The sequence below is a fragment of the Sphingomonas sp. P2_B6 genome, from assembly GCF_056404755.1.
Genome location: NZ_JBFUDK010000001.1, coordinates 421,553 through 438,852, shown reverse-complemented (window position 1 = coordinate 438,852; position 17,300 = coordinate 421,553). Strand labels below are relative to the sequence as shown.

Sequence of the window (17,300 nt, the reverse complement as noted above, 5' to 3'; positions counted from 1 at the left end):
CTCCGGCCATGAGCGAACCTGATCCAGCGCGTCGCGATCTCATAAAATTGATAGGTGGGGCGCCTTTTCTTTCATTAATGCTCGGCTGTGCCACCGCATCGCGGCCGCCGGTCTGGAAAGGAGCGTCACGCGGTGCGCTCATCGACGTGCACTGCCATCTTTTCAACGCCAGCGATCTTCCCACCGTGCGTTTTCTCAAGGTGGTATTCCTGGAGATGTATCCCCGCCAAGCGGTCAGCGTCCTGGATGTTCGCAACCCGGATGTCGTCGATGGCATCCTGTCGTTGCTCACCTGGGTCTTGGGGCGGACGAATACTCCGAGCGCCCAAAAGGAAATCGACGTGCTGGACGGGCGACTCCTGGAAACGAAAGCATCGACCATTGCGGCCGAGCAGGCGCGGGCCATCCAGAAGGCGGTGGCCGATTTCATCGTCGGCCAATCGGGCGCGCTATCGACCGCAAGCTCATCCCACGATCGCGGCAACGCTCTGATCGTGGATGCGCTGTCACAGGCGGCGGGCGACAAGGGCCCGATCGCGGCGACCGGCCGGCCCAGCATCGGCAGCGCCACCGCCACCGCAAAGAAGGCGTATCAGTCCAAGACCGATCTTGGCACGTATTTGCGCTGGTTCGGCCTGATCACCCACTATCGCTACGCCCTTGCGGACCAGTTGCAGGACGATCACGCTCGGCAGGGCTTCGATGCCAAGCTGCTGGTGCCGGCACTGGTGGACTACGACAAATGGCTCGGCGAAGATGTGACGACATCGCCGCTGCCCCGGCAGGTGGACGTTGTCGATTTCATCTCGCAGCGCCCGGACGGCCCGATGGTGCACGGCTATGTCGCATTCGATCCGCTGCGCCAAGCCTATCGCGACGCGAAGGTGGAGGATACAGGCTTCGATCCACTCGACCTCGTCCGGACCGCGATCAAGGATAGCGGCTTCCTTGGTGTCAAGCTCTACCCACCCATGGGTTTCAAGCCCATCGCAAACGGCGCCGTGGAGCAAAGCTATCCCACGACCGTGAAAGACAAGCTCCATGGCCGCGTCGGACCCGCGCTCGACAACGCGCTGACGAAACTTTACGACCTTTGTACCCGCATGGACGCGCCAATCCTTGCCCATGCCAATCGCAGTAACGGTGCGAGCACGGATGCCGCCGACCGGGCCGACCCCGCCTTCTGGTTGCCAGTGTTCGATCGCTGGCCGACCTTGCGCGTCTGCCTCGCTCATTTTGGACGCTTTTCGAGTCCTTCGGCCGCCGCGCAGGGCACGACCATGCCGGAGGCTAGCTGGGAGTGGACGTTGGGCCAGTATATCGGAGCCCACCCTGACAGACCCGTCTATGCCGACATCAGCTTCCTTTCCGAAATATTCGGACAACCGGAGGTGCTGCAAAGAACCGCAGCCTATGTTCGAAAATTCGTCGGCATGTTCGACAAGGATGTCCGCCACCTCATGTTCGGAACGGATTGGATCATGCTTGGGCTCGACGGAGGCTATCCCGACTATACGACGCTGATCCACGACTTTTTCAGCGGCGCCTGCGGATTTTTGCCGGAGCAGATGGATCGACTGATGCACGGCAATGCGGAACGGTTCCTGGGGCTCTCGCGAGGGTCGCAGACATGGAGCCGTCTGACCGCCTATTATTCAAAGAATAACCTGCCGCTCGGTCGACTTCAGAGCATACGAGGCGCGACCATGCAAAAGGGGAACGGGAAATGAAGCTGAAACATCTCTGCTTGTGCGTGGCCGCTTTCTCGACCGGCGTTCACGCCGCCGACAAGTCGCCCGCACCCGCCCCGACAAGTGGCCAAGTCCTGTTGCTGCCCCAATGCCCGTCGGACATGGGGCTCAAATCGGCGGAGGCGTCGGCGGGCATCTTGGCCGTTTTGGGGATTGCGGTGCTGCAAAACATAGCGGTCGCCGCAGCCGACACCTTTGTGGGACTGATCGAGAAGCGCAATGCCGATCTGTCGGCCGTCTCATCCTATGAAGGATTTGGGTGGTTCTACGGTCCGGAGCGGATGACCGCATCAGGCGCGTATAATGCCGCCGCCTCCGCTAACACGGTAACGGGTTGCGTCGTCGTCGTCCGCACGGGCAGCCTACCGCGGGATGATCGCTTCGCTGCGGCGATAGGGCCGAACGGCATCGCGGCCCTAGCGCGCATCGGCCAGACCGCCAGCAATGCCGTCTACACACCAGATTTCTACGCCGAACTACGTCTGGAAAAGGCAACGGGGGTTCTGGCAGACGGAAAGCCGGGCGCCTATGGGTTTCGGCTGAAGCCAAGGCTCGTCTATTTTGGCCGCACCGCAGCCAAAGCCGGGCGGGATCACAAGAAGGCGTTGCGGCTGGAACTCGCCATGACCCGATATCAATTAGACAAGGGCGAGTTGTCCGGAAAGGCGTTCTACATCGCGGCGTTCGACTTTGGGCAGCAATCGTCCGGCACATTGCTTTCGGTGGATAGCCAGGATCCGGAGAAGCGCCTGACGATGCCAGCCGGCCCGCTGTCTCCCTACCCGATACCCGCCGACATTAAGACGGGGACGCTTCGCCTGATTTCTGCCGATATGGTCTTGCCCGTTACATCCATGCCGGATCCTGTCATGCTGGCCTCGCAAGCAAAGCTCATCGAAGCCGAAGACCCCTCATTCCTGATGAAGGCGATCACGTCGGCCGTCACCAACAACAAGACCAAAATCGAGGGAGTGGCCACAGCCGCAGCGCTGAAGGCCGTTGGAGCGATGTAGCTGCACAGAAGTCGTCGTCCCGGTCCGACCCATCGATCATCAACGCATGTCTCTTTCCCTCTGCGTTCTTCTCCCCCAAGCGGGGAAGAGGCCCGCCTATATCTAGCGCGGGCGCTCTGAAGTTGGGCAAACGTCAAAGGTCAGCCGTCTTCACGCCAGCCTCATGCTCGCGCAGCACCCCGATGATCTGATCCTCGGCAATTTCGGCCTCGCCGCCTCACTCGTCTCCATCTGACGAGCTAGTCTAAATGCTAATGTGCTCGCCCAGCACACAGCCTTCAGACCTCAGTTTTCGAAGAATCTCGACGGCCTTTAGCGATTGTCGTTCAGTTGGAATACGGCCGGGGATGGAGGCGGCGACGGCGAGAATGCCAGCGTCCGTAGGAGTAATCAGTTTCTTCGAAACGCCCCACTCGGCAATCTGGCTCCAGAACTGGCCACCTGCGTTGACGGTCGCGGATTGGGCCTCGATCCCATTCAGCATTTTCTGGTCTTTGACCGCTGATTTTTTGATAGCCTTCTGCTCATCCTTACCGATCAGCTCTGCCAACCATTCATCCGGCCAGTCGATTGGGAGCGCCTTCACGCGCGCCCAGCATGCCTGCTGCTTCGCCCATTCGGTCACGTTGCTGATCCCGCTCGGCGGGGACGTCAGTACCTCGTGGACCTGTTCCGAAGCGCAGATCAGCGCCCGCCTCATTGGCTCGGATACGGCTTGGCGCTTCCAAGTGCGATCGAAATCCACGGCTAAACCCTTGGACTCGACGTCGTGTGCGATCTTGGCAATGGCATAGGCTACCACGTTGGCGCGATATCCGCCTTGATACCAAGGTTGCTCGGTGACCAACGCCTCTGTCGTCTTGAAAATTATGCCCTTTGCGATCGACTGCCGGTAAAACTCCTCGTTGAAGTCGTCAGCCTGCTTCGTCCACTCTCGGCCTATGGCCCCGGCGAAGACAGCAAAGTTCTTCTGCGCCCCCTTGCTCACCGTGTCGGGTGCCCCGCGCCAAAGGTTCAGATATTTGGCTAGGTCAGTCTTGGAGATCAGCTGGGATTTCGGATATTCAAGATCGAATTTCTTGCGCCGCGCCGCCGAGAGGAGTCCTCGCGCGTCCTGATATTGGCCCCGTGCCCGTTCGTAATACCATTTCGATTCACGGAATGTCCCATCAGGCGAAGGCGCGAAGATTCTTCTGGAGAATTCCTCTATGCGAACGTGAAATGGATGGTTGGCGAAGAAGTCGGCCGCGTTCACTCTGTTCTGACTGTTAGCATATTCAGATATCTTGGGAACAACGTCGATCGCGCGTTCGGATGGAACGATCGAAAGCTTCATTTGGACGAAGACCTTGGAAAGGTCGGTCTGCCGCCGGCTGGCGGCATGAATGGATGCAGTGGTTTGTCCGCCGTTCACGATTTGCAGATTGTGCAGGCCAGCCAGCATCAACATCCCCCCCGCACTTGTGGTTGTCACGCCTTCAGCGGTAGCAGTAATGCCGTTGTTGTAGGCAAAGAACATTTCGGCGTCATTGTCGATCGTATTCCTGATCCCCTTGTTGACGTTGCCGCGCGCCTGAAGGAACACGCGAACATTCTGCTCGAGGAGTCGCGCGCCCCAACGATCGTAGATCGAGGCAAGCTGGGCGCCGGGTACAACCGCAAGATAGGCCTGGTATCCGGCATCGGCGAGGTGGGCGGCCAATAGCGGTATCGGTCCGCCATAATCCTCCAAGTCGATCTCGATTTCTTCACGCCCGACGCCGGAGGCCGCAAAGCGATAGAGACGCTGGATGTCCCAAACGGAGTAGGTGATCGGCTTGCCACCTAGCTCGCCCGCTTCCCGTCCATCGATCTTGGTATTTAGTTCTCTGTTGCTTATCAGGAATAGGCGCACCTTATTGGTATTCGGCCATCGAGTTGCGATCAGGTCGGCGAGGCCGAATGCGGGGTCCGTTTCCTCCAAGCTATTGCGAAACTTCCCATCAAGGGCGCTCGACAGAAATTTCGAGACGCGGGCAAAGATGCGATCGAGCTCTGTCTGATTCAGACGGCTGATCTTCGGCTCGTGCTGAAAGTCCGCGATTATCAGGCTCAACACACCAGCAGCCTGCGCCGGATCGCCTCCATAGCCGTCGACGCGGCGACCGCCGGTAACCGGGGCATAAGGGACGCGGTCGGCAGTATCTAATTCGCCAGCGTCAATCAGATATGAGCTAAACAACTCGAAAAAGGCGTCTTCGACATAACGACCTTCGGCATCAGCTGAGGCGACGATTTCCTGGAAGAATTCCCGGTGAAATTCTGCGAGATCAATCGCCATTTCTATTGCCCCTCAATATTAGCCGGAGATCCGAATCATCGCGTCGGAACGGATCGCACTCGGCCAAGGAAACCTCGTAACGGACGCGCGAGACACCTGATCCAATCTTGCTCCGCGTGATGGACGGAAAATCATCCCGCACCTGAAAAAGTCGATGCGGGCCCACCATCCAGCGAAAATCGCTGTAGTCGTCGTCCCACAGAAAACCACTGGCTAAGAGCAGCTGCTCGAAAAGCTCCAGCGCAGCTTGACCAAGATCGACCGCGTCACGCACACGCCGCGCAATGTCCGTTACAGTGAACGCAGCGTCGACATTCTCCGGGGCAGCATCAAGCTCAACAACATAGAGGTATAGCTCGTCGGTTCCCTCCGAATCGAGCTGGTCCTCGGACGAGATTGCTACAAACGGACGCGCCGCTCCGCGCCTAGCCTTTACCTCGACACAGACGCGACCAACCTCGAAATCCTTTGGAGCTCCGGTTGGTCCGCGCCAAGCCTTGATCGCATCGCGAGCACCGATTTCCGGCATTAAAAGGCCATGCAGCACAAGCAGCTCGCCGATCACGCCCTTCTGTTCTTCGGCGGAAAGACGGTGGTCCCCGCCACCCCTGAGCAGATGGTGCCACCGCCATGTTCGGGCGAGAAAGGTCTCGACGGCCTCCTGTTCGGTTTCGGCCGATGATGATGCGTCCACGATATCCCGACAGAGCTTGACGAAGATGTCGCGGTGCTGAGCCTCGACCAGCTTTAGTGACAGCATGCGTTGCCCGCCATCGTCGGGATCGGATTCCAACACCTCGATCCCACGTATCTTGGGCAGGGGTGATTTGCTGCTGGACGAGGGATCATGCTGCAGGATCAGCAGAGAGCGTCGATCAACGCCCTTCGCCCAGAAAAAGCTCCAACGCAGCGTACCATCGACACGTTTGGCGTTGATGACGTCGGACGCGGTGGGCGCCTCGAAGTCGGACCATGGGTCGTCACTGGTCATCGTCGCCGTCCATTTCGTCCTCGTCCAGGTCGTCGCGGAAGTTCTCACGCATCCACGTCGTGTTGACGACGTATTCAACCTTTTCCTCGTCCGTTTCAGTGCGGGGGAAACTGATGCTCCAAGCCACTATTGGCTGCTGGCCGCTCAGATCATCGTCTTCTTCGCCGATCCCCAACATGTGCACGATCAGCAGAGGGCGTGCGCGAGCGTCGCGATAAATCCGATCGGGGTAATTCCAGCGAGTGTCACTCCGCTCCGGATGAGCTTCACGATATCGCTGCTCCACTTCCTCGATCTGGGTCGCCGTAAGTCCCGCTTTCTCGACGCCACGCGAAGCGACACGCTGCTTGTTGGTCACCCGCAGGGTCGAACTGTCGCTCGCCTTGCCGGCGCCCCGCCGCTGGCAGACAATTTCGAAACCAAGACTGTTATCGACTAGGCCGCGAGCGTCACGTCGGTCGATCGCGGTGAAGAGCACGTCCCACTTCGAGAGTTCGCCTTCCGCTCGGGCATCGATGTATCGGGCGACTGGTTGAGGGTCCGTCAATAATGACCCGGGGTGATTCTGAAAGGCGGAAATGAACTGACGCACGGGGCCAACTGGGACACCGGAAATCAGGTAGCCGCCTGTAACCTTGTTACCCCGTGACACCTTGAAGCCGGCCTCGCCAAGATCGCCCACGAGATTGCGGGCGAGCTTGCGGTTCGTATCCAAGGCGCTGACGTCGCGACGAAGGATCGATGTTTCGGCGAACTTATTCGCCAGACCAATCGAAACTACGAGCCGCTCCCCTGACCCCATCTTATTGCGGGCGGTGACGATCAGCGTGTCGGGATGGCTTCGCACCTTGAGGCCGAACTGCTCGGGGGTCGCCTTCGCGGCCTCCATTTTTCTCAATTCGTCACGCAATTCCTCGGTGGAATCGGCAACGTGCGCATACCATCCCTCCGCCTCTTCCGGCATCCAAACACGACAGAGATCTTCGTAGCCGGGCCGATAGCCGAACCAGCGGCCCATCTGCATCAGCGTGTCATACATCATCGAATTGCGAAGGAAGTAGCTGACGATCAAGCCTTCGAGCGTGAGGCCGCGGGAAAGGGAGAAGCCGCCCACGGCTATGACGTTCAACCCGTGCTTCTCGTTGTCGGCATAGTCCAGGTTACCAGATGATCTACTGTTCACTTCAACAACGCTGACGGGCGCGACCGCGTCCAGAAGGAACGGCTGGATCGCGCTCCACGTAAGGCCGGCGCCGGGCTCGTATTCCTGCCGCCACGCAGAATGCAGCGCCAAGATCTCCTGGTCGTTCAATGCGGTTTCCGGATCGAGCGCGCCGTTTACCCGGACACTGGACCGTATCTGGTCCACCAGCGCGTGGACTTCGTTGCGCAGCTGACGCTGGACGTCGGTAAAGCGAGAGGCATTGATCAGCATCGAGGAATGCTTACCGATCTGACCTCGTGCCAGCCTTATGGCGCGCGCCACCAAGAATGTCCGCACTGCCAGCTTGAGGCTGTCGGGCAAGGCGATGACTGTCAGCTCTTTAGTGTGCTTCAGAGGCAACAGATCCTCGTTGTCCTCGATCATCCGGATGATCTGATCTGGTGAGTCGAGAAAAACCTTGGTCGCGCCGAAATAATTGGTCGGTGGGTCGAGGCTAACAATGAAGTTCTTGGGAAAGAGGTCGGCGCCGAGCATCTCGGATATGGAATCCGGGTCGATGAATATGTTGGCGAATGGGGTTGCCGTGTAGCCGATATAGCAGCTTCGTTCGAACAGACGCTGGAGCTGACGGATCTGACCATTGATCCGGGAAACTTCGTCCTTGCCCTTTTTGATATTGATGGAAGCGTTGTCAGCTTCGTCATCGATCAGCAGCATGGGCGCCTCGATCGTCGAGGTTCCCGTGCGAGCATTGTGCTCCCGCAGCCATTCGATCAAATTTTTGAGGGTGCTGGAATTCTTCTTGATCACGAACACGGCAGGTTCGCGAAGATTGTCGAGCGGTAGGCCGACACCCGTGGCGGATACCTTGCTGAAGTCTTTCTTCGAGTTCGTGAACGTGACCGGCCGTCGTGACTTGTCGAATCGACCGACACCGATGAACTTGTCATCAGCCTCCTTGTTCGACAGCAGCGCGGCGCTGTCTCGACCGACGAAGCCCTCGTCGATACGAAGCTGCGTCTGGTTGCGCAGATTATTGTGAATGCCGGCGATGACGACGATCAGGCGATAGCCCGCATCGGCCGCCTTGCAGATCAACCCCGTATAGTTCGCTGTCTTGCCTGACTGGACGTGTCCGACAACCATGCCGCGGCGATCCCATGGACCGTCCTTCTTCGGGTTTTCCAGCAGACCGAGAATGCGATCGGTGACCTCGTCCAGCGTTGCCAGCACGTCGCCTGAAAAGCCCTTTTCGGTCAGCAGGCGGCGATAACGATCCCAGTAATATGGGTTGAGGGAGGCCTTCGATGCACCAAGCCAGGGCTCGTAACCTTCCTCGACGAGGACCGAGCCGATCTTCATCGAGACCCCGTGGGTTTCCTCGAACTGCAAGGCGAGTTGTTCGGCATCATCGTCGGTGAGGTCGGAGCACATGGGGAGCTGACGCACCTGCGAGATCAGTTCGCGGATCCGGGCCGGCTCAGGCATGCGTTCCCGTGCAAGCTGCGCGCCGACCATCGTTTGCAGGGTCGTCAGTCCGTCACTCACCGGCCTCGTCCTTCCTGTGCTTGTCGAGGATGGCCGCGGCGCGATCCCATTCGGACCGGAACGGCTCCGTCGCCTGCATCATGTTGAGAATGTCGTCGCGACTGATGCCGCTGGACGACAGGGTATCGAATGTCGTCATCGCTGCGTAATATAGCCCATCATCGGAAAGTTGACCGCCGGACACGTGTTCTGGACTGCCACTTACGTCGGCGAACAGTGCATCTACGGGCATCGCCGAGGACGCCGTTTCAAGCACTCGGCGAAAGTCCGGCATAAGCTCCGCTGGCAGGCGAGCGGTGAAATCGACGAAGACCGGATGTTCCGGATTCAACTGATAGCGGATTTCGTTCTTGTCCTGGATACGTAGCCAGACTGGCAGGCGCGAATCTGTTGCCAGCTTCCGCCCGCGTGCGGTGTAGACTCGCTTTGACGTCGCGCCGATGTGTTCGATGATGCGGCGAAGACGGGCGCGCACTTGAAGCGGGGGCTGCGCCGACGCCTTTTTGACGTCAATCTTCCAGTCGGCATCGAGTTCGGCGGGCATGTCGATACGGACGCGGGCAAGCTTGGTCAGCTCCGTCTGGCGGGCCAATCCGAACCACGTGCCGTGCATGATCAGCCGCTTGTTGCGGTAGACGTAGAAGCCCTGATTTTTGAGATATCCCTCGCGGCCGCCGAGGCGGGTCCAGTCTGCCGCAGTGACCTTCTTGTGATGAGGCAGTGTGAATGCTTGGACTTCGACCTTGTGGCCACCAAGTTGGATAGGTTCGAGTGCGCCGGGCTGCGTCGCAGGATGATCCGTGGCGAAGGGATCGAAACCGTCCAACCGGCGACCGTTCAGATGGATTGCGACCTTGCTGATCCCTCGCTCACCCCGAATATAGCGATGAAAGACAAGTTCCAGGTGGCTGGTTGCCTCGTCGATCCGACGGACAAGGTCGCTTCGATCCGTCGCGCCACGATCGAGCAGACGATCCATTTTCTCCCATAGAACGAGGGTCCCGCTTCCGCCGAGCCTGTCAACCCACGGGACATCTATCGGCTCGTCTAGAAGCTCAACAAGCCAGTCGTTGACACGCGCGACCTCGTCGAGATCCCAGCGCGCGCCGGACGTCCGACCCTCATGTCGCGATATGACTGTCAGCCGGCGGCATTGAGAGAAGGATGCCGTCTTCAAACCGAGGCCAAAGCGGCCAAGGTCACCAGCCGCTCGAGCGTCGAGCGGGCTGCGGCTACCGGGGCGCATGGCATCGAGCAGCTCGGCCTCCGTCAAGCCGATCCCGTCGTCAACCACAGCGAGCTTCGGCGATTGCGAGACGGTGTCGATCAACAAGTCGACGCGCTTGGCCTTCGCGGAAATCGAGTTGTCGATGATGTCGGCCAGCGCGCTGTCGAGCGAATATCCAATATCGCGCATGCTTTCTATCAGCATGCCGGCGTTAGGCGCAGCGCGTTCCGTTCGCATCGCGCGTTCCGGCAAGACTGGGTTGGCCATGCTACCGAACTCCTGTCAGGCGAAGAGGGTGATCGCTTTCAAAGTCAGCTTGCTGGGTTGCTGCCAGCGCCTTCCACAGGGCGCTCGCAATCTGAAACGCCAGGAATGGAGGCACGGCGTTGCCGACCTGAACGAACTGTTGGGTTCGATTGCCCAGAAACAGGTAGTTGTCGGGGAAGGTCTGAAGGCGCGCAGCCTCCCTGACTGTGAAGCTGCGACACTGGGTCGCGTCGGGATGGATGAAATAGTGACCGTCCTTCGAGATATGGCTCGTTACGGTCGAGGATGGCTGATCCCATACCTGCACCTTGAACCGATCGGCGAACTTTCCGCTGTTCCAGTTCCTGTGTTTCGGTGCCAGTCGCGCCGGAAACTGGCTTGCCTTCGGCGAAAATCCCGCGACCGAGGCGAATGCTGCTGCAAACAGATAGCGCGCCAGATCTGCTGCCATGTGCGACCTTGTCTCGTTGTTCGGCAACGCATCGAGCGCTGGGTGTCGTAGCCATCTGGCGAGATCCGGGGGGCAGCCGGCGTCGAGCCGATTGGGCGTCGATGCCGTGCGTGGCAAGCGAGCGCTGTCCGCTGCCACCCTTCCAGTTTCCGACACCTGTTCGCGAAACTTCGCCTCCAACTGCGGCGGGAGATCGATATCTCCATCAAGCACCAGGTCGACGGCCTCGTCGATCGCCTGTCGCCATTTCTGCGGATTGTCTTTCGAACCGCCAACGCCGCTGCGGAGGCCGGGCATCAGCTCGATGACGTCGGATACAGACGTTCTCCGGGATCGTCGGTCAAGTTGCGGTCGAATATCCACCGGAAGTCGATCGGCAACATCACGCCGAAGGCCCACAATTATGACACGATGCCTTGCCTGCGGAACGCCGAAATCCTCCGCGCGGATGACATAATCGCCAGCCTTGGTGCCCGTGCCCGGCGATCGTAGCGGGCCGTCCGGCGCGAGGGCGAAGAGTTCGTAACTGTCGTCTCCAGCGGCGTGCTGGAGGTCGACCAGCACCCGGTCAAAAATCCTGCTCCCATCGACCGACGACGACAGCATGCCCTTGACGTTTTCCATCACGAAAGCGGCGGGCTTCAGGGACCGCAGGATCCGGATATATTCACGGTAGAGAAAATGCCGCGGATCCTGTTCCGCCACGTAGCCTTCTATGCCCCGGTTTCGCGCACGACCCACCAGCGAATATGCCTGGCAAGGGGGACCACCAACCAGGATCGTGTCGCCGAACTCGGCCTTGATCGTGGTCAGCCTCGCGTCGATGATTGCCGCCGCTTCCGGCTCTCCCAAGGTCAGGTTGAGCGCCTCGGCTTCAGCCGCGGACCACTGCTCCGGGAACAGTGCCGGCCAGTCCGGTTGCGCTCTCTTGCCGTTCAGCCAGTCATAATAGGGGGTGGGGAAATCCGCTCCGAACTGGCGCAGAAAACTGCGCATCCGCAGCGTGGCGTGGGCGGACCTCTCCTTCTCGATCGATAAACATATATCGAATGGACGCACGCCATCGGCCTCAAAGGCAGAAAAACCTTCAGCCAGTCCCCCAGGACCCGCGAACAGGTCGACCACACCAAACCGACTTGCCATTCTATTGCAACAACTTCCCCGCGTTCGAGTATGAACGTTACACGGGAGCCGAAAGGGTTCAACCAATGGTTGATGTGGTCGATCGGGAAACCCGGTCCAAAATGATGGCAAATATTCGCGGTCGCGACACCAAGCCGGAGGTGCTGGTGCGGCGGATGTTGCATGGTGCCGGATATCGGTTTCGGTTGCATGACCGACTGATGCCCGGCCGCCCGGACATCGTGCTGCCGAAATACCGCGTCGCCATCTTCGTCCACGGATGTTTCTGGCATCGTCACGAAGGATGTCGATTGTCCACCACACCGGCGACGCGACCAGAGTTCTGGCGCGACAAGTTTGCATCGAACGTCGAGCGGGACGCACGAAATATGGAATCACTGGTCTCGTCCGGCTGGCGCGTTGCCACGATCTGGGAATGTTCTCTGAAGGAGAAAGGCAGCGCCGAGTGGGCCAAGACGCTTATCGAATGGATCAGTGCGGCAGCGGGCAAAGCTGGCCAGGCCATCGTGATTGGCGATGGGCGAACCGCCCCGCAACAAACCTAGATTTCCGATTCGCCTTGCCATTCCGCTGACATGCGCCGACTCTACGTCAATTCCGGACGCAGGGGGCGATGACCGAAAGAATGGCGAAGCTCGACCGGTTCTGCCGTTCGTTCACGCCCTGTCGGAAACTACCGAAGGCTTGACGCTCGACGAGATGGCCGATTGGCTCGGCGTCAACCACCGCACGGAAGAGCGGCTGCGCGACATTATCGCCCGGCGTCTCAAATTGGATATAGTTTCAGACGACCGTCGCAAGCGTTTCCTGATCCGCGATGGCCTGCGCTGCGCCTACACGCGACCGACATCAGCGGCGATGCGGAAGCCGAGTGATGGAGACGTCGCCGCGGCGCTTGGGCTGATCGATGCCGGTCACGAGCGACCGATCTTCGAGGCTAAGCTGCAGCACGACGGTGTTCTCGCGCGGATCGACGTGATGGAGCCGGTTGGCATGTCTTGCTTGGTATCGCGGTGGTATCGCAAATTCAGTCAAAGCACCCAGATTGGCGCGAAATCCTGTGGTGCAAGCGACGGTTTTCTGGGCTTTCATGCGAGATCGCTCGCATTCGTAATGCGGGGGTCACAGGTTCGAGTCCTGTAAGCGGCACCAGTCCTTCCACGAGGGAAATCCCGGCCTGCTGCAGAAGGCCTTTTCGAATCCATCTATATGAGAGCATGAGAGCCGAATTTTCGCGGGTGCGCTGTGTCGCAGTGCTGGCCGGTATGATTTGAGCCGCGCGTCCAATAGCGCCGTCTTCACCGATTTTGCCAGAACGCGGTTCACCTCGAGGCGGGATTCGTCGCGATCGAGCTGGAAGAACGGTACTGCACGGCGAGCGGCCCGTCAGCTCCGCTACCGCCGAGCTACACCACCAACCGGACACGACCGTCGGACATGTTCGGAACCGGGAAGATTGGCGTCGGGATGGCATTGATCTGGAGGTCGCAACGATGCCGCCAGAGGCGGCGCCAGACCCCGGGCGTCAGGCTGGCTTTTTCATTGACGCCAGAGCTTGCCAGAACTGGGGATGATTGGTTCCGTCAGTGCCGTCAGTGAAGGAAATATCCTCAAAACCGATCGATTGCGCCCAGAAGCGTATCCAGTCGCGGTGCAGGAACACATCCAGCGTATCGGACCAGCCAAATTTACGAAAACGGCCCAGCCGGCTCTGAAAGACTGCGTGGTGCTTGGAATCTTCAAGTTCAAGAAAAGAAAATACCAAGATGCCACCGGGTTTCAGGGCACGGAAGGTGTCTTCCATGTAGAGGAAGCATTCTTCCGGATAAAGATGGGTAAATACAGACCAATGGAAAACCATATCGAGCGACGCATCCGGTGCCGCGATAGTCAGCCGCCGGTGCACTACCGCGTCGTAGCCGGGGCATTTGGACCGTAAATACTGGACGAGCGGCTTGACGATATCGGCGCCCTTGTACTGCCCCTGCCAGCCCGATCGTTGCAGCGCCATTGCGGTGCGCCCAGAACCGCAGCCAAGATCGTAGATCGACATTCCGTCCCGCAGGCCGTGATGCTGCAGCACCGCTACGTGGCCATCGCCCTGCCGTTCAAATTCAGACGCCGACAATGCGCCGATGGAGGCGATCATCGCCATGTCATAATCGCCGCGATACTGTCGTCGGAACCGCGCGACCAGCGCGTTGTATGATCGCACCGAATGCGCGCGATTCGCCCGCGCGAGAAGATGCTGCATCAAATTGGCCATGACCACCCCGTACCTAATCCCCATCGCCTTGCCTGACCCTCGGTTGCAGCGTCAAGCTGTTGGTCAGGCTTTTGCCTCGCCGCTGCGCGCGCTGTTTCCTCAGGCGATCGCCGCCTGACTTTCGGTTCTAGCCCAAAATCAAACGCGTCAAATCGAGGAATATGGCGGTGCGATCGTTGCTGGCAAGTTAGCCATTTTGTGACACCTATTTTGCTAAAATGCCTTTCTAATCAAGACTCTAATTCAAATTGCCGGCTCGGAGAATATAAGAACATCCAGCTCTTATAGCGTCGGAGAAACCGGTGGCGAAGACCGCCGATATGGTGACGTTCAATCACTTTGCGCTGCCGATCGAGACGAGCGGTGCCTCGTTGCAAAAAGGCATTCCGCCTGACATTTCAGAGGGTATGGTCCTTGAGGTTGAAGTGAAGATGGTTCATACGCGCCTCAGTAATGTGGGGGCCGGCATCTCCGTTGTTGACATAGGGCGGACTCGGCGGCGTGAAGTCGCACGCGCCGTGTAATCGCGGGCGCTGGGCGTCGCGCCTGCAGGTTGCTCGAACGTGCGGCCAAGCAACGCGCGGCCAAGCTTCGGTGGCGAAGATTAAGGTGAGGTGGTTCTGAACACGACACATTCCAGGCCGGAGGTGCCGAGCAGCCGCGGGCCACGATCGGTTGCGGATCGGAAGGCCACGAAAGCAGCAGGCCGCCGTCGAACCTGCATCGTCGTGCTGGGTGCGCACCGATCTGGCACCAGCGCCTTTGCCCGTGTGGCCAACTTGCTCGGATGCGCTTTGCCCAGAGATCTGATGGCTGCCAGCGAGGGGAACGCGCTCGGTCATTGGGAATCGAATGTCGTCACCACACTCAACGACCAATTACTGGCGTCAGCCGGCAGCCGCTGGGACGACTGGCTCTCGCTGAGCAACGACTGGAATGGCTCGGTATTGCGCGAAGAATTCCTTGATCGCGCGGTAGATGCATTGCGTGAGGAATACGGTGAATCGTCACTGTTCGTTCTCAAGGACCCGAGAATTTGCCGCCTATTGCCGTTGTGGCTGGAAGCGCTGACGGTGCTCGATGTTCGGCCTGTGGTGGCCATTCCGGTGCGAAACCCGGTCGAAGTGGCCGAATCGCTGGCGGCACGAGATGGATCCGCGCCAGGGCACGGCTTGCTGGTTTGGCTGCGCAACGTGCTCGACGCCGAATTTGCAAGCCGTGACCTGCCGCGCTTTGTGTTCAGCTATGAGGATCTGTTGAGCGACTGGAGCACGGTCGCAGAAGAGATGGGAAACGCGACCGGAATCACCTGGCCCCGCAAGTCGGTACTGACGGCCTCGGAAATCGATGCCTTCTTGACGCCTCATGCTCGGCATCAGGAATATAACGAGAAGATCGCGCTCGGCCCCCGTACGCCGGTTTGGGTACGTGACACTTATGCCATTCTGACAAAGTGGTGCAAACAGGGCGAGGACGGTGAGGATCGCGCCCGCTTGGACAGCATCCGCGGTGACTTCGATGCCTCGGCGCCGACTTTCGCCCAGTTGATAACGCAAGGTACGGTGCGCGGTGACGGTGTCGGGGAGGCAGTCCGGCAGCGTCAGCGATTGGAGGAGGACGTCGCCCGACTGGCTCAGGAGTTGTCGCAGGCTGAACAGCGTCATGAGGCCGCGAGCCAAGGTCTCGCCGCGGCCGAGCACGCAGCTGAATTGGCGCGCGACGAATGTGCAGCACTGAAGCGGGTTCTGGAGGAAGCCGCAGCGGATCKGGATTCGGCAGTACAGGGTCGTGAGGCCGCGAGCCAAGGCCTCGCCGCGGCCGAGCACGCAGCTGAATTGGCGCGCGACGAATGTGCGGCACTGAAGCGGGTTCTGGAGGAAGCCGCAGCGGATCKGGATTCGGCAGTACAGGGTCGTGAGGCCGCGAGCCAAGGTCTCGCCGCGGCCGAGCACGCAGCTGAATTGGCGCGCGACGAATGTGCGGCACTGAAGCGGGTTCTGGAGGAAACCGCAGCGGATCGGGATTCGGCAGTGTCGCTGCAGATGGCTGGGGAAGAGGAGCAAGGACGACTGGCGGCTCGCATCGTGCAAATCCAGGGCGAGACGGAAGCTCTTCGCGCGCACGATCAGGAACGTTTTGGCACTCAGCTGGCACTGGCTCAGAGTGAGGTGGAGGCGCTGCGCGACGAACTCGCCAAGGCGTCCGAGGCGGTTGTCGCATACGAAGATAATCTCGCGCGTCAGCAAGAGCAGGCGGCCGAGACGATCGGCACCCTGAACGACCGCCTTTCCCAATCGGAAAGCGCTCTTATCCAGCGCCAGGAAGAGGCGCGGCAGGCTTGGGCGGACGTCACTGTCGAGCGGCGCACGAACGAACTGCTGCGTAGCGAGCTCGACCGCACACGTGCCCGCTGTGACGCCCTTGATCTCCATTCCGCCGAGATGGAAAGGCGATCGCGCCAACAGGCAGAGGCCGTCCTGGCAGCCGAGGTGCGGATACTAGAAGCCGGATGGGCCGCCAAGGAAACCACTCTCCGGGAGACGCAGGCACAAAACCTGATTGCCCGACAGGAGGAGGAACTGGACAAGCTCACGCTGAACCAGCGCGACCACCTGGGCCGTTTGGCTCGGTACGAGGGCGAAGTGGCGTATTTGGTCAGACTGCAGTCGGAACTGGAAGCTGCACTGCGCGCTGCTATTGAACGGGCAGATTCTGCCGAACGCGCAGCCGCTACCGCACCGCCACCAGACGCCCCGTCCGGGCTGGCATCCATTTCCTCGCCCACCGCTACCGATCCCTTGGTCGAAACCGCAAGCGAAGCGGCGTTAGCCGATGTCGCGAGACAGCATGGAGAGATCGCGCAATTGACGAACATGGTTGCGGAAGAGGCGCAACGCGTTAGCCATTTGCAGGGGCGCGTCGAATGGCTGCGGGACCTTTACGACCTGCAGCGACGATTTCCACGGTGGTGGGCGCTGCTGCCGGCCAAAGAGCGGGCCCGCCGGCTCCTTGCCAGGGTTGAGGCATCGGGTATGTTTGACGCAGCGGCATATCTCTCGAAACATCCAGATGTTGCCCAATCTCGGATGGATCCGCTGGTACATTATACCCGCCATGGCATTTTCGAAGGCCGGTCATGGTGACAGTTTTTCTGGGG

At 59.7% G+C, this 17,300-nt stretch carries 12 protein-coding genes; 6 read left to right on the top strand and 6 right to left on the bottom strand.

Annotated elements, in window-relative coordinates:
* The first annotated feature begins 8 nt into the window (after positions 1-8).
* Positions 9-1,730 (top strand): amidohydrolase family protein, encoded by a 1,722-nt coding sequence (locus AC1DX5_RS01895; protein WP_478013926.1) that lies wholly within the window; start codon positions 9-11, stop codon positions 1,728-1,730.
* Positions 1,727-2,764 carry a hypothetical protein gene (locus AC1DX5_RS01890; protein ID WP_478013925.1) on the top strand — a complete coding sequence of 346 codons (1,038 nt, stop codon included), beginning with the start codon at positions 1,727-1,729 and terminating at the stop codon, positions 2,762-2,764. Before AC1DX5_RS01895 ends, AC1DX5_RS01890 begins: the two co-directional genes overlap by 4 nt.
* A 244-nt stretch (positions 2,765-3,008) precedes the next feature.
* Here AC1DX5_RS01890 and AC1DX5_RS01885 read toward each other — a convergent pair whose 3' ends face one another.
* The 5 genes from AC1DX5_RS01885 to AC1DX5_RS01865 are packed head-to-tail and all read right to left on the bottom strand — an operon-like array spanning position 3,009 to position 11,859.
* Complete coding sequence (locus tag AC1DX5_RS01885; protein WP_478013924.1) at positions 3,009-5,084, bottom strand: AIPR family protein; 2,076 nt, start codon at positions 5,082-5,084, stop codon at positions 3,009-3,011.
* The gene (locus tag AC1DX5_RS01880) at positions 5,074-6,075 is read right to left on the bottom strand and encodes a PD-(D/E)XK motif protein (protein ID WP_478013923.1); all 1,002 of its coding nucleotides are present in this window, start codon (positions 6,073-6,075) and stop codon (positions 5,074-5,076) included. The genes AC1DX5_RS01885 and AC1DX5_RS01880 overlap by 11 nt, the downstream gene beginning before the upstream one ends.
* Entirely contained in the window at positions 6,065-8,788 is a 2,724-nt protein-coding gene (locus AC1DX5_RS01875; RefSeq protein ID WP_478013922.1) for a Z1 domain-containing protein, read from the bottom strand. Before AC1DX5_RS01875 ends, AC1DX5_RS01880 begins: the two co-directional genes overlap by 11 nt.
* Entirely contained in the window at positions 8,781-10,283 is a 1,503-nt protein-coding gene (locus AC1DX5_RS01870) for an ATP-binding protein (protein WP_478013921.1), read from the bottom strand. Before AC1DX5_RS01870 ends, AC1DX5_RS01875 begins: the two co-directional genes overlap by 8 nt.
* A gap of 1 nt (position 10,284) precedes the next feature.
* Positions 10,285-11,859, bottom strand: a complete 1,575-nt coding sequence (locus AC1DX5_RS01865; RefSeq protein WP_478013920.1) for a DNA cytosine methyltransferase — start codon at positions 11,857-11,859, stop codon at positions 10,285-10,287.
* A gap of 83 nt (positions 11,860-11,942) precedes the next feature.
* Between AC1DX5_RS01865 and AC1DX5_RS01860 the strand changes: the two genes are divergently transcribed.
* A complete protein-coding gene (locus AC1DX5_RS01860) occupies positions 11,943-12,422 on the top strand; it encodes a very short patch repair endonuclease (RefSeq protein ID WP_478013919.1) in 480 nt (159 codons plus the stop codon).
* The gene (locus AC1DX5_RS01855) at positions 12,394-13,020 is read left to right on the top strand and encodes a hypothetical protein (RefSeq protein WP_478013918.1); all 627 of its coding nucleotides are present in this window, start codon (positions 12,394-12,396) and stop codon (positions 13,018-13,020) included. The genes AC1DX5_RS01860 and AC1DX5_RS01855 overlap by 29 nt, the downstream gene beginning before the upstream one ends.
* 382 nt (positions 13,021-13,402) lie before the next feature.
* Here the strand turns inward: AC1DX5_RS01855 and AC1DX5_RS01850 are convergent, their stop codons facing one another.
* A complete protein-coding gene (locus AC1DX5_RS01850) occupies positions 13,403-14,143 on the bottom strand; it encodes a class I SAM-dependent methyltransferase (protein ID WP_478013917.1) in 741 nt (246 codons plus the stop codon).
* Between the two features lie 302 nt (positions 14,144-14,445).
* On the opposite strand from AC1DX5_RS01850, the gene AC1DX5_RS01845 reads away from it, so the two are divergent.
* Positions 14,446-14,667 (top strand): hypothetical protein, encoded by a 222-nt coding sequence (locus AC1DX5_RS01845; RefSeq protein WP_478013916.1) that lies wholly within the window; start codon positions 14,446-14,448, stop codon positions 14,665-14,667.
* A 285-nt stretch (positions 14,668-14,952) separates the two neighbouring features.
* On the top strand, positions 14,953-17,286 hold the full coding sequence (locus AC1DX5_RS01840) for a hypothetical protein (protein WP_478013915.1): 2,334 nt from the start codon (positions 14,953-14,955) through the stop codon (positions 17,284-17,286).
* The last annotated feature ends 14 nt before the right edge of the window (positions 17,287-17,300 follow it).